The organism is Halomonas sp. SCS19, from assembly GCF_040147015.1.
GTDB classification, from domain to species: domain Bacteria; phylum Pseudomonadota; class Gammaproteobacteria; order Pseudomonadales; family Halomonadaceae; genus Halomonas; species Halomonas litopenaei.
The window spans coordinates 3,238,332-3,257,098 of sequence record NZ_JAMSHN010000001.1 but is presented as its reverse complement, the minus strand read 5'-3'; the positions used below and the strand labels follow the sequence as shown (position 1 = coordinate 3,257,098).

General features: G+C 66.3%; 17 protein-coding genes. 9 read left to right on the top strand and 8 right to left on the bottom strand.

What is annotated here, in order from left to right:
- Nucleotides 1-108: 108 nt before the first annotated feature.
- The 3 genes from NFH97_RS14180 to NFH97_RS14170 are packed head-to-tail and all read right to left on the bottom strand — an operon-like array spanning nucleotide 109 to nucleotide 2,542.
- The gene (locus NFH97_RS14180; protein ID WP_349624986.1) at nucleotides 109-1,074 is read right to left on the bottom strand and encodes a 5-oxoprolinase subunit C family protein; all 966 of its coding nucleotides are present in this window, start codon (nucleotides 1,072-1,074) and stop codon (nucleotides 109-111) included.
- Nucleotides 1,071-1,793, bottom strand: a complete 723-nt coding sequence (gene pxpB / locus NFH97_RS14175) for a 5-oxoprolinase subunit PxpB (protein ID WP_349624985.1) — start codon at nucleotides 1,791-1,793, stop codon at nucleotides 1,071-1,073. The genes NFH97_RS14180 and pxpB overlap by 4 nt, the downstream gene beginning before the upstream one ends.
- On the bottom strand, nucleotides 1,790-2,542 hold the full coding sequence (locus tag NFH97_RS14170; protein WP_349624984.1) for a 5-oxoprolinase subunit PxpA: 753 nt from the start codon (nucleotides 2,540-2,542) through the stop codon (nucleotides 1,790-1,792). The genes pxpB and NFH97_RS14170 overlap by 4 nt, the downstream gene beginning before the upstream one ends.
- A 315-nt stretch (nucleotides 2,543-2,857) precedes the next feature.
- Between NFH97_RS14170 and NFH97_RS14165 the strand changes: the two genes are divergently transcribed.
- The 4 genes from NFH97_RS14165 (at nucleotide 2,858) to NFH97_RS14150 (ending at nucleotide 6,492) form a co-directional block, all read left to right on the top strand.
- Nucleotides 2,858-3,295, top strand: a complete 438-nt coding sequence (locus tag NFH97_RS14165; protein WP_045992313.1) for a VOC family protein — start codon at nucleotides 2,858-2,860, stop codon at nucleotides 3,293-3,295.
- Nucleotides 3,296-3,426: 131 nt separating this feature from the next.
- Complete coding sequence (locus NFH97_RS14160) at nucleotides 3,427-4,419, top strand: TRAP transporter substrate-binding protein (protein ID WP_349624983.1); 993 nt, start codon at nucleotides 3,427-3,429, stop codon at nucleotides 4,417-4,419.
- 156 nt (nucleotides 4,420-4,575) lie between these two features.
- Nucleotides 4,576-5,133: a TRAP transporter small permease gene (locus tag NFH97_RS14155; protein ID WP_108448300.1), complete on the top strand. Its 558-nt coding sequence runs from the start codon at nucleotides 4,576-4,578 to the stop codon at nucleotides 5,131-5,133.
- Nucleotides 5,134-5,187: 54 nt separating this feature from the next.
- Nucleotides 5,188-6,492: a TRAP transporter large permease gene (locus NFH97_RS14150; RefSeq protein WP_349624982.1), complete on the top strand. Its 1,305-nt coding sequence runs from the start codon at nucleotides 5,188-5,190 to the stop codon at nucleotides 6,490-6,492.
- 27 nt (nucleotides 6,493-6,519) lie between these two features.
- Here NFH97_RS14150 and NFH97_RS14145 read toward each other — a convergent pair whose 3' ends face one another.
- Nucleotides 6,520-7,392, bottom strand: a complete 873-nt coding sequence (locus tag NFH97_RS14145; RefSeq protein WP_222515936.1) for a LysR family transcriptional regulator — start codon at nucleotides 7,390-7,392, stop codon at nucleotides 6,520-6,522.
- Nucleotides 7,393-7,529: 137 nt separating this feature from the next.
- Here NFH97_RS14145 and NFH97_RS14140 point away from each other — a divergent pair, with 137 nt between their 5' ends.
- A complete protein-coding gene (locus tag NFH97_RS14140) occupies nucleotides 7,530-8,765 on the top strand; it encodes an oxidoreductase (RefSeq protein ID WP_349624981.1) in 1,236 nt (411 codons plus the stop codon).
- A gap of 48 nt (nucleotides 8,766-8,813) precedes the next feature.
- Here NFH97_RS14140 and NFH97_RS14135 read toward each other — a convergent pair whose 3' ends face one another.
- The 4 genes from NFH97_RS14135 to NFH97_RS14120 form a co-directional block, all read right to left on the bottom strand.
- Nucleotides 8,814-9,824 (bottom strand): hypothetical protein, encoded by a 1,011-nt coding sequence (locus NFH97_RS14135; RefSeq protein WP_349624980.1) that lies wholly within the window; start codon nucleotides 9,822-9,824, stop codon nucleotides 8,814-8,816.
- Entirely contained in the window at nucleotides 9,821-10,825 is a 1,005-nt protein-coding gene (locus NFH97_RS14130) for a ComEC/Rec2 family competence protein (RefSeq protein WP_349624979.1), read from the bottom strand. The genes NFH97_RS14135 and NFH97_RS14130 overlap by 4 nt, the downstream gene beginning before the upstream one ends.
- 395 nt (nucleotides 10,826-11,220) lie before the next feature.
- Complete coding sequence (locus tag NFH97_RS14125) at nucleotides 11,221-13,020, bottom strand: ABC transporter ATP-binding protein (protein ID WP_124803194.1); 1,800 nt, start codon at nucleotides 13,018-13,020, stop codon at nucleotides 11,221-11,223.
- Nucleotides 13,021-13,178: 158 nt separating this feature from the next.
- Nucleotides 13,179-13,790 carry a superoxide dismutase gene (locus tag NFH97_RS14120; protein ID WP_045992322.1) on the bottom strand — a complete coding sequence of 204 codons (612 nt, stop codon included), beginning with the start codon at nucleotides 13,788-13,790 and terminating at the stop codon, nucleotides 13,179-13,181.
- Nucleotides 13,791-14,173: 383 nt separating this feature from the next.
- Between NFH97_RS14120 and NFH97_RS14115 the strand changes: the two genes are divergently transcribed.
- The 4 genes from NFH97_RS14115 to NFH97_RS14100 all read left to right on the top strand — a co-directional run bounded on the left by NFH97_RS14115 (nucleotide 14,174) and on the right by NFH97_RS14100 (nucleotide 18,621).
- Nucleotides 14,174-14,941, top strand: a complete 768-nt coding sequence (locus NFH97_RS14115) for an ATP-binding cassette domain-containing protein (protein WP_045992323.1) — start codon at nucleotides 14,174-14,176, stop codon at nucleotides 14,939-14,941.
- A 107-nt stretch (nucleotides 14,942-15,048) separates the two neighbouring features.
- The gene (locus NFH97_RS14110) at nucleotides 15,049-16,023 is read left to right on the top strand and encodes an iron-siderophore ABC transporter substrate-binding protein (RefSeq protein ID WP_239452531.1); all 975 of its coding nucleotides are present in this window, start codon (nucleotides 15,049-15,051) and stop codon (nucleotides 16,021-16,023) included.
- A complete protein-coding gene (gene fhuB, locus NFH97_RS14105) occupies nucleotides 16,010-18,016 on the top strand; it encodes a Fe(3+)-hydroxamate ABC transporter permease FhuB (RefSeq protein ID WP_124803196.1) in 2,007 nt (668 codons plus the stop codon). The genes NFH97_RS14110 and fhuB overlap by 14 nt, the downstream gene beginning before the upstream one ends.
- Nucleotides 18,017-18,066: 50 nt before the next feature.
- Nucleotides 18,067-18,621, top strand: a complete 555-nt coding sequence (locus NFH97_RS14100; RefSeq protein WP_349624978.1) for a peptide-methionine (S)-S-oxide reductase — start codon at nucleotides 18,067-18,069, stop codon at nucleotides 18,619-18,621.
- The last annotated feature ends 146 nt before the right edge of the window (nucleotides 18,622-18,767 follow it).

Genomic DNA, 18,767 nt, shown 5'->3' with positions numbered 1-18,767 from the left:
CGCCCCGTCCATGAACGGGGCGCTTTGCGTTTCGGCCCGACCGCTACCCTCGCCTGCTGCTGCATCGGAATCCGCTGCAAGGCCTTGTTGGAGGGCAGCCCTCCGCCCCTACTCCCAACGCGCAAGCTGCCTCAGATGGTCATCGCGGGCACGCTCCGGCGACTCCGGCACCAGGCGCACCTCGGTGCCAGGCAGGCACTGGGCCAGACGGGCGCAGGCCAGCGGGGTCAGCGCCCCCAGGCGCGGGTAGCCGCCGATGGTCTGGCGGTCGTTCATCAGAATGATCGGCTGGCCGTCCGGCGGTACCTGCACCGCCCCCAGCGGAATGCCCTCCGACACCATACCGCTCATGCTGCCCTCAAGCTGCGGCCCGGTCAGGCGAATCCCCATGCGATCGGCGCGCTGATCCAGCGTCCAGACGTCATTGAAGGCGCGATACAGGCTGGTGCCCGAGAAGCTCGCGATCTGGGCCCCGGGCACCAGCGACAGCGCCAGTGGCCCGTCGCTTGCCGTGACCTGAGCCCCCTGCTCTCGATCAGCGTCCCGCTGCCCCTTGTCGGCGTCCCGCCGTGGCAGGCGACGATCGCCGCCCGAGGGCCGATCCTGCTTTGGCGTCAGCACGTCGCCCTGGGCCAGCGGCTTGCCGAAACCGTCGAGGCCACCGAGCCCTTCACGCACGGTGCTCGTGACGCTGCCCATGATGGCGCTCGCCTCGATCCCGCCCGGCAGTGCCAGATAGGTGCGCAGGCCACTTTTCGGCCTCTCGAACACCAGCCGCTGACCACGCTTGAGCGTTACCGGTTCCGCCAAAGTCATGGGTTCGCCGTCCAGAGTCGCGCCCAGGTCGGCCCCGGCCAGCGCCACGCTCACGTCGGCCTCGGCCACCAGCGCAAGGCCGCCCACCATGATCTCGATGCCGGGGGCGTCCGGGGCATTACCCAGCAGCCAGTTAGCCCAGCCCAGCGCCATCCAGTCCATGGCACCGCCCTGGGTCACGCCCAGATGGCGCACACCCTGACGACCACCATCGACCACCAGCGCCAGGGGACCTGCGCGTTCCACCTTGAGACTCATGCGCCGCTCTCCTCGGCCGGGGGTTGGGGAGTGGTGTCGCCACCCTGCGCCTCGAAGGTGGCGCGGTCGATGGCCACAAAGCGCACGCGATCGCCGGGCTTGAACAGGATGTAACCCTCGCGCTCGCGATCGAACAGCCGGGTGGCGGTGCGTCCGATCAGGTTCCAGCCGCCAGGCGACGGCGCGGGATAGACGGCGGTCTGGCGATCGGCGATGCCGACGCTGCCCGCGGCCACCTTCTGGCGCGGTGTCTTGAGTCGAGGCGTGGCCAGGGCGTCCTCGACCAGTCCCATGAAGCCGTAGCCGGGGGCAAATCCCAGCGCGAACACGCTGTAGTCGTGGGCACAGTGGCGCTCGATGACCTGGTCGGCGGTGATGCCTGCGCGCTGAGCGATCAGCTCAAGCTCAGGGCCGACGCTTGCGTCATACCACACCGGGATCTCGTGCAGGCTGCCGTCCTCCGTCGCCCGGGGCGAAAGGTTCGCCAGGGCCTCGCCGAGGCGCGCTCGGGCCTCGCCAAGCGACAGTCTGTGGATATCGAGCTGCACCAGCACCGTGGTGTAGGACGGCACCACCTCCAGGGCATCCTCGCCCAGCCGTTCGCGGATGGCGTCCACCGCCGCCAGCACCCAGGGCATATGCGACTCGTCGATGGCGTCGAACAGCCGCACGATCAGGCTGTCGAAGGCGACTGTCTCAAGACGTGGGCTCGGCGTCATGCCCCCTCCAGCTGGTCGAAGGCCTCACGGATGGCGCGCACCGCCGCTACTGAACTCTCGTTGTCGCCGTGCACGCACAGAGTATCGGCGGGAAGGACCAGTTTGGTGCCGTCGCGGGCGGTCAGCGCCTCGCCCCGGGCCAGGGTCACCGCCTGGCCGACGATGGTGTCCTCATCGTGATGCACCGCGTCTGGCTCACGCCGGGACACCAGCCGACCTTCGCCGTCATAGGCACGGTCGGCGAACACCTCGAACCACAGGCTGACGCCCTCCTCCTCGGCCAGCGCCCTCACTGCGGCGGTGTCGGCGGTGGACATCACCAACAGCGGCAGGCTTTCGTCATAGGCCTTGACCGCCCGCATGGTGGCGCGCAGCAATTCCATATTGGTGGCCATGTCGTTGTAGAGCGCGCCGTGGGGCTTGACGTAGCCGACCCTGATGCCCTCGGCACGACAGACGCCGTCGAGGGCACCGATCTGGTAGAGCAGCAGGTTCTCGGCTTCGCTCGGGGACACCGCCAGGCTGCGCCGGCCAAAGCCCACCAGGTCGGGATAGCCGGGGTGGGCGCCGACCAGCACCTCGTTGGCCACGGCGTAGCCTACGGTGCGCCGCATCACGTCAGGGTCACCGGCGTGGAAGCCGCAGGCGATATTGGCGCAGTCGATATAGGGCATCACGTCGGCGTCACGGCCCATCTTCCAGGCACCAAAGCTCTCGCCAACGTCGCAGTTGAGTCGGGGTATCGGCATGGGGGCAGCCTCTGTTGTCGACGTCCTTTGGTGAACCTTCGCCAGTGGACATCAGGTGGTTAACTTACCTGTTATCGTCGTCTTCCGCTGTCTTCTGTCGCCATCGTGGCGTCCAGCGCGCGCTCCGAGCGCTTTCCTTCGAGCCCTTTCGCGAATGCTTCGATCACGTTGCCGGGGCGCCACAAAATCTCCTCTTGTCAGTTGAATCTAACGCCCGAGTCGATTCCCGACAAATTCGGCAAGAAGATTGACGCCACGATCCCCCCCGGCCAAGAATCAGTGATATACCCCTTCACCTACTCCGGAGTTTCCCCCATGGCCGTCAGCGATCCCTTCCATCTTGCCATTCAGGTCCGTGATATCGACGAGGCCCGCGAGTTCTATGGCAACTTTCTCGGCTGCCCCGAAGGCCGCAGCTCCGAGTCCTGGGTCGACTTCGACCTCTACGGCCATCAGTTCGTCTGCCACCTGAACCCCGGTCTCAAGGACGCCGCCGACGCTGCCCACAAGAACCCGGTGGACGGCCACGGTGTGCCGGTGCCGCACTTCGGCGTGGTACTGGAAATGGACGCCTGGGAGGCCCTGGCCGAGAAGCTCAAGTCCCATGGCGTCAAGTTCGAGATCGAACCCTACATCCGCTTCAAGGGCGAGCCCGGCGAGCAGGCCACCATGTTCTTCAAGGACCCGTCCGGCAACGCACTGGAGTTCAAGGCGTTCAAGGATCGCGAAAGCCAGCTGTTCAAGAAGGCCTGAGAGCCCAGCGGCATCGGCAAGGCGGCTTGATCTTCAACGCCATCCTGCCCGATGCTGCATAGTCAGACTGATACCTCCATCACGACACGTCGTTTTCACCGCCACGTTTCTACAACAACAAGGTAGGCATCATGACTCGATACTCCTCCCTGGGGCTGGCCGTTGCCGTGGCCACACTCTCCACCGCCACTGCGGTCAGCAGCGCCCAGGCCGCCGAATGGAATCTGGCGACGCCCTACGGGGATGCCAGCTTCCACACCGAGAACACCAAGCAGTTCGCCGAAGACGTGCGCGAGGCCACCGAGGGCGAGCTCGACATCACCGTGCACTCCGGCGGTTCGCTGATCAGCCACGGCGAGATCAAGCCATCGGTGCGCCGTGGTACCGTCCAGGCCGGCGAGATCTTCATGTCGATCCTGTCCAACGAGTCGCCGGTGTTCGAGCTGGACACCCTGCCGGGGCTCGCCGGCAGCTACGACGAGGCCTGGGAGCTGTGGCAGGCGAGCAAGCCGGTGATCGAGGAGCTGTTCGCCGAGCAGGGCATGAAGCCGCTGTACGCGGTGCCCTGGCCGTCACAGGGTATCTACACCGACTTCGAGTTGAATGACCCCGCCCAGTTCGAAGGGCTCAGAGTACGTGCGCCCAACATCAATACCCAGCGCCTGACCGAGAACCTCGGCGGCCTGCCCACCGAGACCGAGGAATCGGACATCCCCACCGCCTTCTCCACCGGCCGGGTCGACGCCATGATCACCTCGGTGTCCACCGGCGAGTCGATGGCGGCCTGGGACTATGTCTCCCACTTCTCCGACGCCAACCTGTGGATTCCGAAGAACATCATCTTCGTCAATCAGAAGGCCTTCGATCGCCTGGATGAGGCGACCAAGCAAGCGCTGATGGAAGCGGCGGCCGAGGCCGAAGAGCGCGGCTGGGAGGCCAGCAAGGCCGATATGGAAGGCAGCGCCCAGGCCCTGGAGGAAAACGGCATCACCATTGGCGAGCCCAACGAGGCGGTGGCCGGAGCCCTTTCCGAGGCCGGCGACAAGCTCTTCCAGGACTGGGAGAGCCGCGCCGATGACCGAGCCAAGGCGCTGATCGAGGACTACCGCGCCAATACCGAATAGCGCTCGGGACGAGCGGTGAGGGGTGTCCTCGCCGCTCGTTCGTTGTCCCGTTCACGGCCTGTCTTTCGCAACACGCCACGTCACGACGCCTTGCAAGAAGGGGGCGGTCAACGACTCACGGACAACGTATCGCTCCACTGACGCCAAGGATCGCCCATGAAGTTTCGCCTGATGCCGCTTTACCGCCTTGGTGGGCTAGGTGCGGCCGCCTCCATGGTCGCCATCTGCGGCCTGATCACCATCCAGGTGCTGTTTCGCCTGCTGGATGCCCTGCTGGTGCTGTTCGGCGGCGCGCGTCTTGGCCTCGAGATCACCGGGGTGTCGGAACTGGCGTCCTTCCTGCTGGTGGGCGCGACCTTTCTCGGCATGGCCTACACCTTCAGCCACCACGCCCACATCCGCATGTCGCTGGTGATCCAGCGTCTGCCGGCGGCGGTGCGCGCCTTCACCGAACTGTTCTGCCTGGCGGTGGCTTCGGCGCTCAACGCGCTGTTGTGCGTATCGCTGTGGCAACTGATGCACGAGAGCCTCGAGTTCGACGACGTCTCCTCGGGACTGCTCGCCGTTCCGCTTTGGATTCCCCAGCTGGCGTTGCTGGTCGGCATGGCGCTGATGAGCCTGGCCCTGGCCGAAGCGCTGATCTACACCGCCAGACAGGCGCTGACGGCGCCACGCCGCTTCGAGGCCCCGGACGAGGAACCCAGCCATGACTGACCCGAGGATTCCTGTTCGCCTGCAGCGCCTGTCTTGCCAGGAGGGCTTGCCGAGATGCTGACGATCAGTCTGGTCACCCTGCTGGCGCTGGCGGTGCTGCTCGGCAGCGGCGTGTGGATCGCCTACGCCCTGCTCGGCACCGGCTTTATCGTGCTGACGCTGTTCTTCCCGCTGGAGCCCGGCCCGATCCTGGCCTCGGACTTCTGGGGCGCCAGCTACGGCTGGGACCTGACCGCGCTGCCGATGTTCGTGTGGATGGGCGAGATCCTGTTTCGCTCGGGGCTCGCCAACAACATGTTCCAGGCGCTGTCGCCCTGGCTCGGTCGTATTCCCGGACGTCTGTTGCATTCCAACATCATCGGCAGCGGGCTGTTTGCCGCGGTCTGCGGCTCCTCGGCGGCGACCTGCGCCACCGTCGGCAAGATGACCCTGCCGGAGCTTGAAAAGCGCGGCTACGACAACGATCTGGCCATCGGTACCCTGGCCAGCGCCTCGACCCTGGGGCTGTTGATTCCGCCATCGATCATGATGATCGTCTACGGCGTGGTCACCGAACAGTCGATCTCGCGGCTGTTCATCGCCGGCGTCGGGCCGGGACTGATGCTGCTGGGCCTGTTCATGACCTACGTGATCGGCTGGTCGCTGCTGGTGGGCAATCGTCGTGGCGCAGTGGGCAAGCGCGACAGCGACATGCCGCTGCACCAGAAGCTGTCGGGAAGCCTGCAACTGCTGCCGCTGCTGGCGCTGATCGGCGGCATCCTCGGCAGCATCTACGGCGGGCTTGCCTCGCCTACCGAGGCCGCCGCCTCGGGGGTCGTGCTGTCGATGCTGATCGCTCGAGCCAACGGCCACTTCAACAGCACTATCTTCAAAGACGCCCTGTTCGCCGCGGTGCGCACCTCCTGCATGATCGCCTTCATCATCGCCGGGGCCTCGTTTCTGTCCTCGGCCATGAGCTTCACCCAGCTGCCCATGGACCTGGCCGAGAAGATCGGCGCCATGGGTCTGTCACCGGCCTGGCTGCTGGTGGTGCTGACCCTGTTCTTGCTGGTGCTGGGCTGCTTTCTCGACGGTATCTCGCTGATCCTGCTGGTCACCTCGATCATCATGCCGGTGATCGAGACCGCCGGCTTCGATCTGATCTGGTTCGGCATCTACCTGGTCATCGTGGTCGAGATGTCGCAGATCACCCCGCCGGTGGGCTTCAACCTGTTCGTGATCCAGGGCCTGACCGGACGCGACATCATGTCGATCACCCGCGCCACGCTACCGTTCTTCCTGCTGATGATCGTAGCCATCGTGCTGATGAGCCTGTTCCCGGGCATCGCCACCTATCTGCCCCAGGCGATGAGCGGCTGAGGAACGGGGCCATCCATGGCTTTCTGTCTACGCAAAGCGCTCCACCAGAAAGTCGATCAGCACGCGAACGCGTCTGGGCAGCAGGGTCGTGGCCGGCCGCACGATGGACACTGTCGTCGTCGGCTCGTTGGCGACGACGTCATCGAGCAGCCGTTCAAGCCGGCCCGCCTGAAGATCCTCGTCGACCATGTACGCGGGCAGGCAGGCGATGCCTCTCCCCTGCAGACAGGCGGCGTGCAGTGTCTCCAGCGAATTGGAAAGAAACCCGGGTTGCGGGAGCCTGCTGTCCTTGATTCCCCACATGACGGCGCCCCGGCCCTGATGCAGGAACAGCCCCACATGCCGGGGCAACTCATCTTCCGCCAGCGGCCTGCCGTGGCGAGCCAGGTAGGCAGTTGAGGCGCAGATCAGCCGGGGATGCGCCACCAAGGGCCGAGCGATCAGGCTCGAATCGTCAAGCGTGGCGCTGCGAATCGCCAGGTCCATACGCTCGTGCACCAGATCGACCATCGCGTCGGTCAACGTCAGGTCGATCTCCACCGCCGGATAGCGCTCCATGAACGCCAGCAGCAGCGGCATCAACCGCTGCTTGCCCAGCGCTGTGGGCGACGTGAGGCGAATACGCCCGCGCAGCTCGCTGCGGCCTTCGGCGATACCCTGTTCCACCTGGGAAAGCCGCTCCAGCAGCCCCCGGGTCTCGCTGGCGAAGGTCTCTCCTGCTGCGGTCAGGCTCATCTGTCGCGTAGAGCGCAGGATCAGGGGGACACCCAGCCGCTGTTCCAGCCGGCTGATGCGCTTGCTTACGGCCGAGTGGGTGACGCCCAACTGGCGGGCGGCCCCTGAAAAAGTGCCGGCGTCGATGACGGCATGGAAGACGGAAAGTTCGCTGACAGTATCCATCTGTTCCTTATAGTCACAAGTCCTGTGCCTCGACAAGGGATTATCGCTGCCCCGGCGGCGTGCCAGGATGGCGGCTCCTGCTCAGGTGCCGTTCTACCGTTCCCTTTTCCCTTCCCATCGACGCCCGGAGTTTGCCCATGATCCCTTCCTGCGACACCGCGCACGACGACAACGACGTCGGTCCGCTGTTCTCGCCGCTGACGCTGCCCTGCGGCCTGGTGCTGAAAAACCGTATCGCCAAGGCGGCCATGTCGGACTCACTCGGCGATGGCACCGGTCATCCTACCGAAGCACAGGGCCGACTCTACGAGCGCTGGGCCCAGGGCGGAGTCGCCCTATCTCTCATCGGAGAGGTGCAGGGCAGGCCCGATGTGGCCGAGAAGCCCGGCAATCTGGTCTTGAACGACCACTCGGACCTGTCGGCCTTCGAGCGACTGGCCCAACGTGGCAACCAGTATGGCAGCGGCCTGTGGCTGCAGCTCGGTCACGCCGGTGCGCTGGCCTATCCGCCGACCAGTGTCGCCAGGGGTCCCAGCGCCCTCGACCTGCCGGGTCTACGCTGCGCGGCCTTGAGCCCAGGCGAGATCCACGCCCTGCCCGATCAGTTTGCACGCACCGCCGCACTGGCCAGAGCGGCAGGCTTCGCCGGCGTGCAGGTCCACGCCGCCCACGGTTTTCTGCTCAGCCAGTTTCTGTCGCCCCTGTTCAACCGCCGCAACGATGCCTACGGTGGCTCGATCACGGGACGCCGACGCCTGCTGCTCGAGGTGATCCAGGCGGTACGCGACGCCGTGGGGCCGGCGTTTCCGGTGGCGGTCAAGCTCAACGCCAGCGACCAGCTCGAAGGCGGGCTCGACCAGGAGGATGCGCTCGAGGTGGTGAAGTCGCTGGACAACCAGCCCATCGACCTGATCGATATCAGCGGTGGCACCTACTTTCCCGGCGCCCGTTCTGCCTCCGACACGGACACGGCGGCTGGCAGCCCCTACTTTCTGGCGTTTGCACGTCGGGCTCGCCGACACACGACGCTGCCGCTGATGCTGACCGGTGGCTTCAAGACACTGTCCCAGGCACGCAGCGCGGTGGATGAAGGGAGCGTGGATATCATCGGACTGGCCCGGGCCCTGGCCATTAAGCCCGAGCTGCCCCGCCACTGGCAGCAAGGTCAGAGCGCGGGCCCGACCTTCCCACGCTTCGACACCCCGCCCGAGGGCGGCATCACCGCCTGGTACACCATGCGCCTGACGCAATTGGCCGAGGATCGCGACGACGAGTCGCCGGGATCCCTCGAGCAGGCGCTGGCTGACTACGAGGCCCGCGACCAGACCCGCACGCTAGCCTGGCGTCGCCACTTCTATTCGACCCCGGGTTGATGCTGCGTCGTGCTCCAAAGCCCCTGAACGCTTCCTCGGCCCTCGCGCTCAGGCCTGGTGGCGCTGCCTGAGCGTCTCGATCACCTCTCCCAGACGACGCCTGGCCTCGCCGTCTGGCTGCTCGGCGACCAGATCATCCAGCACCTGAACCACGTCGGCGTCACGGCGAGCCCGCGCCGCCTTGCCAGTCTTGTCGCCCGCGTCATTTGCCAGCAAGGCGCAGATCACCCGGTCCAGGGTGCCGAACAGAAAGTCGATGCTGTAGCCGGCGAGAAAGCCCAGGGCGGCGCCGCTCAGCGCCACCTGTGCGCCCTGATCGGTAGGAATCTGGGAGACGAACAACACGATGGCGCCACCGGAGAGCGTGCCCAGCACGATGCGATTGACATGCTCACCGATCCGCGCGGGATCGAAGGTGCGACTGTACAGCCGGGTCGCGGTCACCCGCAGCACAAAGGCGAAGGCCCCGAGGGCGCCATAAAGAAAGGGCTCGGTGTGGCGAAGTCCCTCGTAGATAAAGTCGAGCGCGGTATTCCAGTGGGTCCAGTCGAGCCCCGAGGACGGCCGGCCAGTATCGATGGCGTACATCAGCACGTTGGAGCCGATCACCGCCATCACCACCGCCCCGGTCCACCACCAAAGACGAATCAAGTACTTGCCGGTGCGGCTGTCGCGCATTCGACCATCGCTGTCCGGGCGCGTCGCCGCCAGGGTACGCGGCGAAATACCTGGGTAGAGCCGGGACAGGCGCCGGTAGCAATCCACCACGCCGGCCAGTTCTTCAGTGGTCAACAGCTCCTTGCGATCGGTCTTTTCCTTGGCCACGAAGTAGGCGGTCAGGTCGATCTCCGGCGGGTAACCTTCGAACTCCTGGGCGTAGTCCAGCAGCGCCGTGGTGTCGTCGAGCAGCTTGCGGATACGCTCTCCGCAGCCATCTTCACTGCCGTTGCCGTTGCCGTTGCCGTTGCCGTTGCCGTTAACATTGTCACTATCGCTGCCGCCGTCGGCATCATCGTCCCTGCGATCGCGACGAGGCCCCTCCTGCTCTGAACTGCTCATCGACAGTGTCCTCCCTCGCTTGCCTGGGTGCGCTCGTCCACCACACAGATCAGGCCGTTGATGGTGTAGCTCTCGCCATCGGTATGAACGACGAGGTGGCGATTCTCGACGTAAGCCCCCAGGTAGCTTCCACCTTCGCCCTGGCGCGTCTGGAACAGCAGCGGTGCCGGGCTGAGCTTGGCCAGGCGATCCAGCGGAGCCTGACGCGGCAGGCGATAGCGCAGGTTCACTCCGCCATCGCCGACGCTGAGCACGGCCACCTCGGGTCTCAGCGTCTGCACAAAAGTGTCGCTGGTGCTGGTGTCGGAACCGTGGTGATTCAGCTTGAGCACGTCGACGTTGCCCACCTGGGCGGCGACGAAGGCTTCCATGGGTACGCTGCGAGCGCCGCCGCCGGTGAGGTCGCCGCCGGTGAAGTAGCGAAAGCGCCCGTGCTCGATGATCAGTGCCACGCTGCGGGCGTTTTCACGCCGTGGATGAAGTGACTGCTCACCGACCTCGCAGAAACCGATATCCCCGGCCAGGTGCCTGCCGCCGGCAGCGGCCACCTGGATACGGGTGTCGGCGCCCAGTCGCAGCTGGGGATGATCGGGACGACAGTCGGGGATAAGCTCGACCAGCCGCGCCCCCACGGCCCGGGCCGCCGCCAGGTACTCGCCGTACTGGGTGTCGCGGCCGGTGGGAGACAGCACCTCGGGCTTGATGCCGGGTCGTTCCAGCACCGTCTCGACGGTGACGCCCGCCTCGATGAGTTCATCGAAGCCACCGATATGGTCGGCGTCATAGTGGCTGGCAAGAAAATAGTCGAGTCGATCGACCCCCAGTGCGATCAGGGCCGGCGCCACCACCCTGTGGCCATCACCGCGATTTCCCGCATCGATCAACAGACTCTGACCGCTGCCGGTATCCACTACCAGGGTGGCGTCACCCATGCCCACGTCGAGGTGCAGGATGCGCAGGTCGGCGAGGGCCGGTGTCGTTGCCAGGCAACCCAGCAGCATAGCGGCCCGGACCAGGGCACTCGGACGCCAAGCCGCCAGTAAACAAGCCGCCTGTAAACAAGACGCCGACACTCGCAAGGCCCGCATCGCCAAGGCAGGTGCAGCTATGCCCGGTACAACAAAGCCCGGTACGACAAAGCCCGACAGCAGACGATGGAACGCCCGGCGACGGACTCCGCCCCCGAGCAGTACGCAGCTCATCCTTCACGCCTCATGCAGCATAGGAAGTTACTACTTACTTACCCTAGACTGCACAGACGGCGCTGGCGAGCCGTATCCTCCACACCGGAACCGGTTCCGGGGCCGATCCCGGGGCCTGTTCATGGGCCGGCACCGGGCCCGCGGCCAAGCCCCGCGCATCGCGACAGGTCAGGGCGACAGGTCAGTGCGCCAGGTCAGGGCGACGTGGCTGCCACCGTCGCCGCCTCGCCGGTCTGCACCTGCCACTGGGCGGCGTAGCGCCCGCCCCGGGCGATCAACTCGGCGTGGTCTCCACGCTCGACCACCTGCCCCCGCTCCATCACCACGATCTGGTCGGCGTGGACGATGGTCGAGAGCCGGTGGGCGATCATGATCACGGTACGCTCACCGCCGATACGCGACAGCGAGCGCTGAATCGCCGCCTCGGTCTCGTTGTCCACCGCACTGGTGGCCTCATCCAGCACCAGCACCGGGGGATCCTTGAGCAGCGCCCGGGCCAGCGACAGACGCTGGCGCTGCCCGCCGGACAGACGCACGCCGCGCTCGCCGACACGGGTATCGAGGCCGTCCGGCAGACGCTCGATAAACTCCCAGGCTTCGGCGGTGCGTGCCGCTGCGATGACCTCCTCATCACTGGCCTCGGGACGAGCGTAGGCGATGTTGTCACGCACGCTGCCCTCGAACAGGTAGACGTCCTGGCTGACCAGGCCGATGGCGTCGCGCAGCGCCCCTTGGCGAAGCTCCGCCACCGGGACGGCGTCGAGCTCGACCCGCCCCTGGTCGGGGTCGTGAAAGCGCAACAGCAGCTTGATCAGGGTCGACTTGCCGGAGCCGGTGGGCCCGACCAGCGCCAGGGTGCTGCCGGCGGGTACCGCCAGGTCCACGGCGTCGATGCCGGCGCCGCTGCCCGGGTAGTGAAAGCTCACTTCTGAAAAGCGCACCTCGCCACGCACCGGCGTCTCGAGCTCACGGCGTCCATCGTCGCGCACCCGGATCGGGGTAGCGATCAGATCGAGGATGCGCCGGGTGCTGGCCATGGCCCGCTCGAACAGGTCGATGACCTGGGCCAGTCCGGTCAGCGGCCACAGCAGCCGCTGGGTCAGGAACACAAGCACGCCGTAGGCGCCGACGTTGAGCTCACCGGACAGCGCCTGCATGCCGCCGACGATGAAGGTGGCCAGAAACCCGGTGAGGATCGCCATGCGGATCACCGGAATAAAGGCCGAGCTGATACGAATGGCACGGCTGTTGGCGTCCACGTAGGCCTCGCTGTCGGCCTTCAGCCGAGCCGCCTCGCGGGCCTCTGCGGTAAAGCTCTTGATGGTGGCCATGCCCTGAATATTGTTGGACAGCCGGCTGGACAGCACCCCGACCTTCTCACGCACGTCGGCATAGAGGGGACCGGCCTTGCGCTGAAACACGAAGGCACCCCACAGGATCAACGGCACCGGGGTAAAGGCCAGCAGCGCGATCAGCGGCGACAGCACGAAGAACACCGCCCCCACCGCCACCACGGTGACGGCGACCTGGATCAGCGAGTTGGCACCGCCGTCGAGGAAGCGCTCGAGCTGGTTGACGTCGTCATTCATGGTGGCGACCAGCTCACCGGACGAGCGCGACTCGAAGAACCCCATGTCCAGGCGCTGCACGTGCTCGTAGGCGTCCTGACGCAGGTCGGCCTGCAGGCGCTGGGCAAGGTTGCGCCACAGGATCTGATAGAGGTACTCGAACAGCGACTCGCCGGCCCAGATAAAGAAGGTCAGCACCCCCAGCACAATGATCTGGGAGCTGGCCGAGACGAAGCCGAGCCCCGCCACGAAGCTCTGCTCCTGGTTGACCACCACGTCGATGGCCACTCCGATCAGGATCTCGGGGGCGATATCAAACAGCTTGTTGATCATCGAACACAGGGTGGCGGCGACGATCCGTCGACGATAACCGCGGGCGTAGCGCAACAGGCGCCCTAGTGCCTGCAGGCTGGATGAGCGGGACACGGCGTGAACTCCTTGCTGTCGCACCACAAGGGCGACGACCAATCCAGACGGCGCCCCAGCCGGGGCACCAACGAAAAGCGCCGCGGCCCTGGGGGCCGCGGCGCGGGTCTTGCGCTAGCACGGATGACGTCGAGACATCGACGTCAGGCCGGCTTCGCTCAGGCAGTGGCGGCCTGGTAGCGACGCTCGACTTCGTCCCAGTCCACCACGTTGAAGAAGGCGGCGATGTAGTCGGGACGCTTGTTCTGGTACTTCAGGTAGTAGGCGTGCTCCCACACGTCCAGACCCAGCACCGGCGTGTTGCCGTGCATCAGCGGGCTGTCCTGGTTCAGGGTGTTTTCCACCACCAGGGCACCGTCCGGAGTGACGGAGAGCCAGGCCCAGCCAGAGCCGAAGCGGCCCAGCGCGGCCTTGGTGAAGGCATCCTTGAAGGCGTCAAAGCCGCCCAGTTCCTTCTCGATGGCCTCACCGACCTTGCCCTTGGGGTCGCCACCACCGTTCGGGGACATCACGGTCCAGAACAGCGAGTGGTTGGAGTGGCCGCCGCCGTTGTTGATGACCGGCTGGCGCTTGTCTTCCGGCAGACGCTCCAGGTTGGAGATCAGCTCGTCGACCGGCAGGTCCTCGAGACCGGTGCCTTCCAGGGCGCCGTTGAGGTTGGTGACGTAGGTGTTGTGGTGACGAGAATGGTGGATCTCCATGGTCAGCGCATCAATGGAGGGTTCCAGTGCGTCGTAGGCGTAGGGCAGTTCCGGCAGAGTATGTGCCATGGTGATACCTCCTTCCTTGTCGAAATAGGGCTGGGTTCAGGGGGGATAATCGTATCCCACTCACCAGCTTACGTCATCGTGGGCCTCATACTATAGGCAAGACGCGTTCTTCTCGCTAGCGTGCTCCACGCCAAACGCATTGCCCGCCTGGCGGTGTCGGCGTCCCTGCCGCCGTTGAAGAGGCCCGATGTCGTGGACCACAGGGTGTCATCCTTTACGCCCCTTCTACAAGGGTTGATCAATAGTCTTTCAGCGCAACGCCTCCCTGACGTGCATCATTGACAATAACAAACAAATTGATAACCATTCCTATCCATTATCTTTCCTGCCCGGACCAGCCAGCCCAAGCCACCCTGCCCAAGTCACCCAGCGGAGCCGTTTTCATGTTCGATCTTCAGTCCGCTTCCTTCGCGATCCCGGGCAAGACCCTGCTGTCGCCGACCAGCCTGAGCTTCGATGCCGGCCGGGTCCACGGACTGATCGGCCACAACGGCTCCGGCAAGTCGACCCTGCTCAAGCTGATGGCTCAGCAACAGCCGGCCAGCGAGGGGCGCATCCTGTTCAACGGCCAGCCGCTCGAAGCCTGGGGTCGCCGCGCCTTCGCCCGCGAAGTGGCCTATCTGCCGCAACACCTGCCCAGTGCCGAAAGCCTGACCTGTCGCGAGCTGATCGCCTTTGGTCGTTACCCCTGGAAGGGGCTCCTGGGTCGCTCGCGGCGCGACGATCACGAACACGTGGCCCGAGCCATGGCGCTGACCCACACCGAGGGCTTTGCCGATCGCCTGGTGGACACCCTGTCCGGCGGCGAACGTACCCGGGTGTGGCTGGCCATGCTGCTGGCCCAGGGCAGCCGCCTGCTGCTGCTCGACGAGCCACTGGCGGCGCTGGATATCGCCCATCAGGTGGAAGTGATGACCCTGGTACGCAAGCTGTCGCGGGAGCTCGACCTGGGCGTGGTCATCGTGTTGCACGACATCAACATGGCCTCACGCTTCTGTGATCGCCTGGTCGCCCTGCACAGCGGCCGCGTCATCGCCGAAGGCGACCCGCAGACGCTGATGACCGGCGACCTGCTCGAGGACATCTACGGCGTGCCGATGCAGGTGATGCCCCATCCCTCCGGCGAACACGCGGTGGCGCTGGTGCAATGAGGTTGTCCTTGAATGTCCGCCGTGCTCTGACTGTCCGCCCTTCTCTGGTGTCCCTGGCTTCCCTGCGCTTGCGTTCCGGCCTTTTTCGCTCGGGTGGCTACCATAGCTTGGCGTGGCTGGCGCTGTCGGCCTGGCTGCTGACGTCTCCGGCCAGTGCCACGCCGCGTATCGCCAGCCTGGACTGGACCCTGGCCGAGACGCTGATCGCACTTGACGCACCACCGGTGGCGCTGGCCCAGGTCGACGACTACGAAAGCTGGGTGGGGCTCGAGGCGCCGCCAGGTGCCACCGACATCGGCCTGCGTACCCAGCCGAACCTGGAACTGCTGTCCGAACTCGACCCCGACGCCATCGTGATCTCGCCGATGTTCGCCAACCTGGCGCCGCGGCTTTCATCGATCGCCGAGGTCAAGCAGCTCGCCATGTACAGCGGCGAGGGCACCTTCTGGTCGCAGTCGCTGGCACTGACCCGACATCTCGGCGAACTGGTGGATCGCCAGAACGCCGCCGAGGCGCTGATCGAGGAGACCGAGGCCTACATCGCGGACATCGCCGCTCGGCTGCCCGAGGACACCCGCCCGCTGTTGCTGCTCCAGTTCATGGATGAACGCCACGTGCGCCTGTTCGGTGAGCACAGCCTCTACCAGGCGGTGCTGACGCGCATGGGCCTGACCAACGCCTGGCAGGGCACCACCAACGCCTGGGGCTTCAGCCTGATCGGCATCGAACAGCTGGCCAACTATCCCGAGGCCCGCATCGTGGTGGTCGAACCCTATATCGCCGGGGTCCGCGAGGCGCTGGCCGACAGTGGCCTGTGGCGCCATCTGGGCAGCGTCCAGCGCGACGACGTCGTCACCCTGCCACCGGTGTGGAGCTTCGGTGCCCTGCCCTCGGCCAGGCGCTTTGCCACCCTGCTGGGGGACGCCCTCTCCAGCAACATGCCAGATACCCGCGCTCCCGATACCCACACTCCCGACACCAGCGCTTCCGATACCAGCGCTCTCGACACCAGCGCCCTCGACATCAACGAACAGGCCACCACACCGGATCAGGCACAAGGAAATACCGATGCTCGCCGCTGAATCCCGCGCCCGCCGTACCACTGCGCTGGGCATCACCGGCCTGGTGCTGGCGGTGGCCTGCATGCTGGCCGCCTTCTACTCCCTGGCCGAGCTGGGCGGCCCCCTGGCGGCGCTTGCTGCCCTGACCGATTCGGGGGCGCTCGGCGCCAATGAACCGCCAGACCCGGAGTCGCTGGTGCTGCACTATAGCTGGTGGCCGCGCCTGGTGATGTCGCTGAGCGCCGGCGGCGCCCTGGGGCTGGCCGGGGTGCTGATGCAGCAGGTGTTGCGCAATCCACTGGCCGCCCCCACCACCCTGGGGGTGGCCAGCGGTGCCAACCTGGCACTGATGGTCGCCACCCTGATGGCGCCTGGCCTGCTGGTGCTGGGCCGCGAGTGGGTGGCGCTGGCCGGCGGAGGCCTGGCCATGGGGCTGGTGTTCGCCCTCGGCTGGCGCCGTGGCCTGTCACCCGGCGTCGTGGTACTCGGCGGCCTGGTGGTCAACCTCTACTTCGGCGCCCTGGCGGTGGTGCTGTTGCTGTTCAACCAGGAGGCGCTCAAGGGCGTGCTGGTGTGGGGCGCCGGCTCACTGGCCCAGAACGGCTGGGACGGCGTGCTTTACCTGTTGCCACGTCTGGTGATCGCCGGCGCTCTTGCCATCTGGCTGCTGCGCCCGCTGGCGCTGCTGGAGCTGGACGATGCCAGCGCACGCAGCCTCGGCGTCTCGCTCAAATGGCTGCGCCTGGGCGGGCTGGGTCTCGCGGTCTTCATCACCGGCTGTGTGGTGGCGGTGGTCGGCATCATCGGCTTTATCGGCCTGGCGGCGCCCAATATCGCGCGCATGGCCGGTGCCCGGCGTCTGCCGGCGCGGCTGGGCTGGTCGATCGCGTTCGGCGCGCTGCTGCTGGCGATCACCGACCTGGTCCTCCAGGGCGGCGTCGACGCCCTGCCTACCCTGCTGCCCACCGGGGCGACCACCGCCGCCCTGGGGGCACCGCTGCTGCTATGGCTGATCCCGCGCCTGCGCCTGACCGCCCGGCGTCCGCCGCCCAGTTCGAACCCGCAGGCCCTGCGTGCCGAGGCACCCGGGCGCCTGCTGCTGGTGCTCGCCGTGCTGCTGGCGCTGGCGACCCTGGTCGGCATTCTGATCGGCCAGTCCAGCAGCGGCTGGGCATTGAGCCTTCACAGCGACGTTCTCGACTGGCGCTGGCCGCGCATCTTCGCCGCCGCCGGCAGCGGCGCCCTGCTGGCCATCGCCGGCACCCTGATCCAGCGGGTCACCGCCAATCCCATGGCGAGCCCGGAACTGCTGGGCATCAGCGGTGGTGCGGCGATTGCGCTGATTCTCACCATCTTCCTGGTGCCAGCGCCGAGCAACCTGACGCTGGTGGGCGCCGGCACCGTCGGTGCGCTGGTCGTGCTCGGCGTGCTGGTGGCGCTCAATCGCGCCAGCGGCTTCCAGCCAGAACGCCTGCTGCTCAGCGGCGTGGCCATCACTGCGCTGTTCGACGCGGTGCGCTCGATCGTGCTGGCCGGCGGCGACCCACGTGGCCAGCAGGTCATCGCCTGGCTGTCAGGGTCGACCTACTACGTCGACCCGGTCTCGGCGCTGGTGGTACTGGGTATCGGGGCGCTGGCCGCCGTCGCCGCTCAGGCGCTGACTCGCTGGCTGGATATCCTGCCGCTGGGCGCTGCCACCGCCAAGGCGCTCGGGATCCACGTCGAGCGCGCCCGCCTGGGCCTGCTGGCGACGGTGGCGATACTGACCGCGGTGGCCACCCTGATCGTCGGTCCGTTGTCCTTTGTCGGCCTGCTGGCGCCTCATATGGCACGTCTGTTGGGGCTGTCCCGGGCACGCGCGCACCTGGCCGGGGCGGCGCTGATCGGGGCGCTGCTGATGGTGCTGGCCGACTGGGTCGGCCGCCAGTTGCTGTTTCCCCAAGAGATCCCGGCAGGCCTGGTCGCCTCGCTGATCGGCGGCAGCTACTTCATGTGGGGGCTGCGAAAGTTGTAAGCTAAAGGCGTCTTCGGTGACAAAGCCGCTCCGCCAACGAGGGAATCCCGATGCACGACAGCCTGCCCCTGCTCCGTCCTTCCCTCGCCCGTCTGGCCCTCGGCGGTAGCTGCTACTGGTGCCTGGAGGCGGTCTATCAGTCGCTGCGCGGGGTCGAATCCGTCCACCAGGGCTGGGTCGCCGCCGACGGCGAGCACTCGGACTTTCATGAAGCCGTGGTGGTGGACTATGACCCCTCTCGCCTGCCCCTCGACGTGCTGATCGAGATCCACCTTTACACCCACCGGGCCACCGCAGACCACCAGCGCCGCGACCGCTATCGCTCTGCGGTCTATGTGCTGACCGAGTCTCAGGCAGCTTCTGCTCGAGACACCCTGGCCCAGTTGCAGGATGACTTCGACGCGCCCCTGCTCACCCGAGTACTGCCGCTGGTGGACTTTCGCGCCTCGAAGGAGGACTACCAGGACTACTTCTACAGCGACCCGTCGCGGCCCTTCTGCGAACGCTGGATCACCCCCAAGCTAAAACTGTTGCTCGAGCGCTTCGGCGACGTCGCCGACGGCGAGCGCCTGGCCCGGGCCGGGGTAACGGCGGAGGACGGCTAGGGCCAGAGCTAGAGAGATAGAAAGATAGAGAGATATGGCTATAGAAAGACAGGAATAGCGATAACACTCGGACCGCCTAGGCCCGCTGTTCTTCCACCGGCAGCCTCCATGCCAAGACACCCGACCGGGAAAACCGGTCGGGCGTC

What these genes read in the sequence shown, in the direction of transcription:
- NFH97_RS14135 (WP_349624980.1), bottom strand. Translation starts at nt 9,824, where the DNA reads ATGAGCAGTTCAGAGCAGGAGGGGCCTCGTCGCGATCGCAGGGACGAT.
- NFH97_RS14160 (WP_349624983.1), top strand. Translation starts at nt 3,427, where the DNA reads ATGACTCGATACTCCTCCCTGGGGCTGGCCGTTGCCGTGGCCACACTC.
- NFH97_RS14140 (WP_349624981.1), top strand. Translation starts at nt 7,530, where the DNA reads ATGATCCCTTCCTGCGACACCGCGCACGACGACAACGACGTCGGTCCG.
- pxpB (WP_349624985.1), bottom strand. Translation starts at nt 1,793, where the DNA reads ATGACGCCGAGCCCACGTCTTGAGACAGTCGCCTTCGACAGCCTGATC.
- NFH97_RS14150 (WP_349624982.1), top strand. Translation starts at nt 5,188, where the DNA reads ATGCTGACGATCAGTCTGGTCACCCTGCTGGCGCTGGCGGTGCTGCTC.
- NFH97_RS14155 (WP_108448300.1), top strand. Translation starts at nt 4,576, where the DNA reads ATGAAGTTTCGCCTGATGCCGCTTTACCGCCTTGGTGGGCTAGGTGCG.
- NFH97_RS14145 (WP_222515936.1), bottom strand. Translation starts at nt 7,392, where the DNA reads ATGGATACTGTCAGCGAACTTTCCGTCTTCCATGCCGTCATCGACGCC.
- fhuB (WP_124803196.1), top strand. Translation starts at nt 16,010, where the DNA reads ATGCTCGCCGCTGAATCCCGCGCCCGCCGTACCACTGCGCTGGGCATC.
- NFH97_RS14100 (WP_349624978.1), top strand. Translation starts at nt 18,067, where the DNA reads ATGCACGACAGCCTGCCCCTGCTCCGTCCTTCCCTCGCCCGTCTGGCC.
- NFH97_RS14130 (WP_349624979.1), bottom strand. Translation starts at nt 10,825, where the DNA reads ATGCTGCTGGGTTGCCTGGCAACGACACCGGCCCTCGCCGACCTGCGC.
- NFH97_RS14180 (WP_349624986.1), bottom strand. Translation starts at nt 1,074, where the DNA reads ATGAGTCTCAAGGTGGAACGCGCAGGTCCCCTGGCGCTGGTGGTCGAT.
- NFH97_RS14115 (WP_045992323.1), top strand. Translation starts at nt 14,174, where the DNA reads ATGTTCGATCTTCAGTCCGCTTCCTTCGCGATCCCGGGCAAGACCCTG.
- NFH97_RS14170 (WP_349624984.1), bottom strand. Translation starts at nt 2,542, where the DNA reads ATGCCGATACCCCGACTCAACTGCGACGTTGGCGAGAGCTTTGGTGCC.
- NFH97_RS14120 (WP_045992322.1), bottom strand. Translation starts at nt 13,790, where the DNA reads ATGGCACATACTCTGCCGGAACTGCCCTACGCCTACGACGCACTGGAA.
- NFH97_RS14165 (WP_045992313.1), top strand. Translation starts at nt 2,858, where the DNA reads ATGGCCGTCAGCGATCCCTTCCATCTTGCCATTCAGGTCCGTGATATC.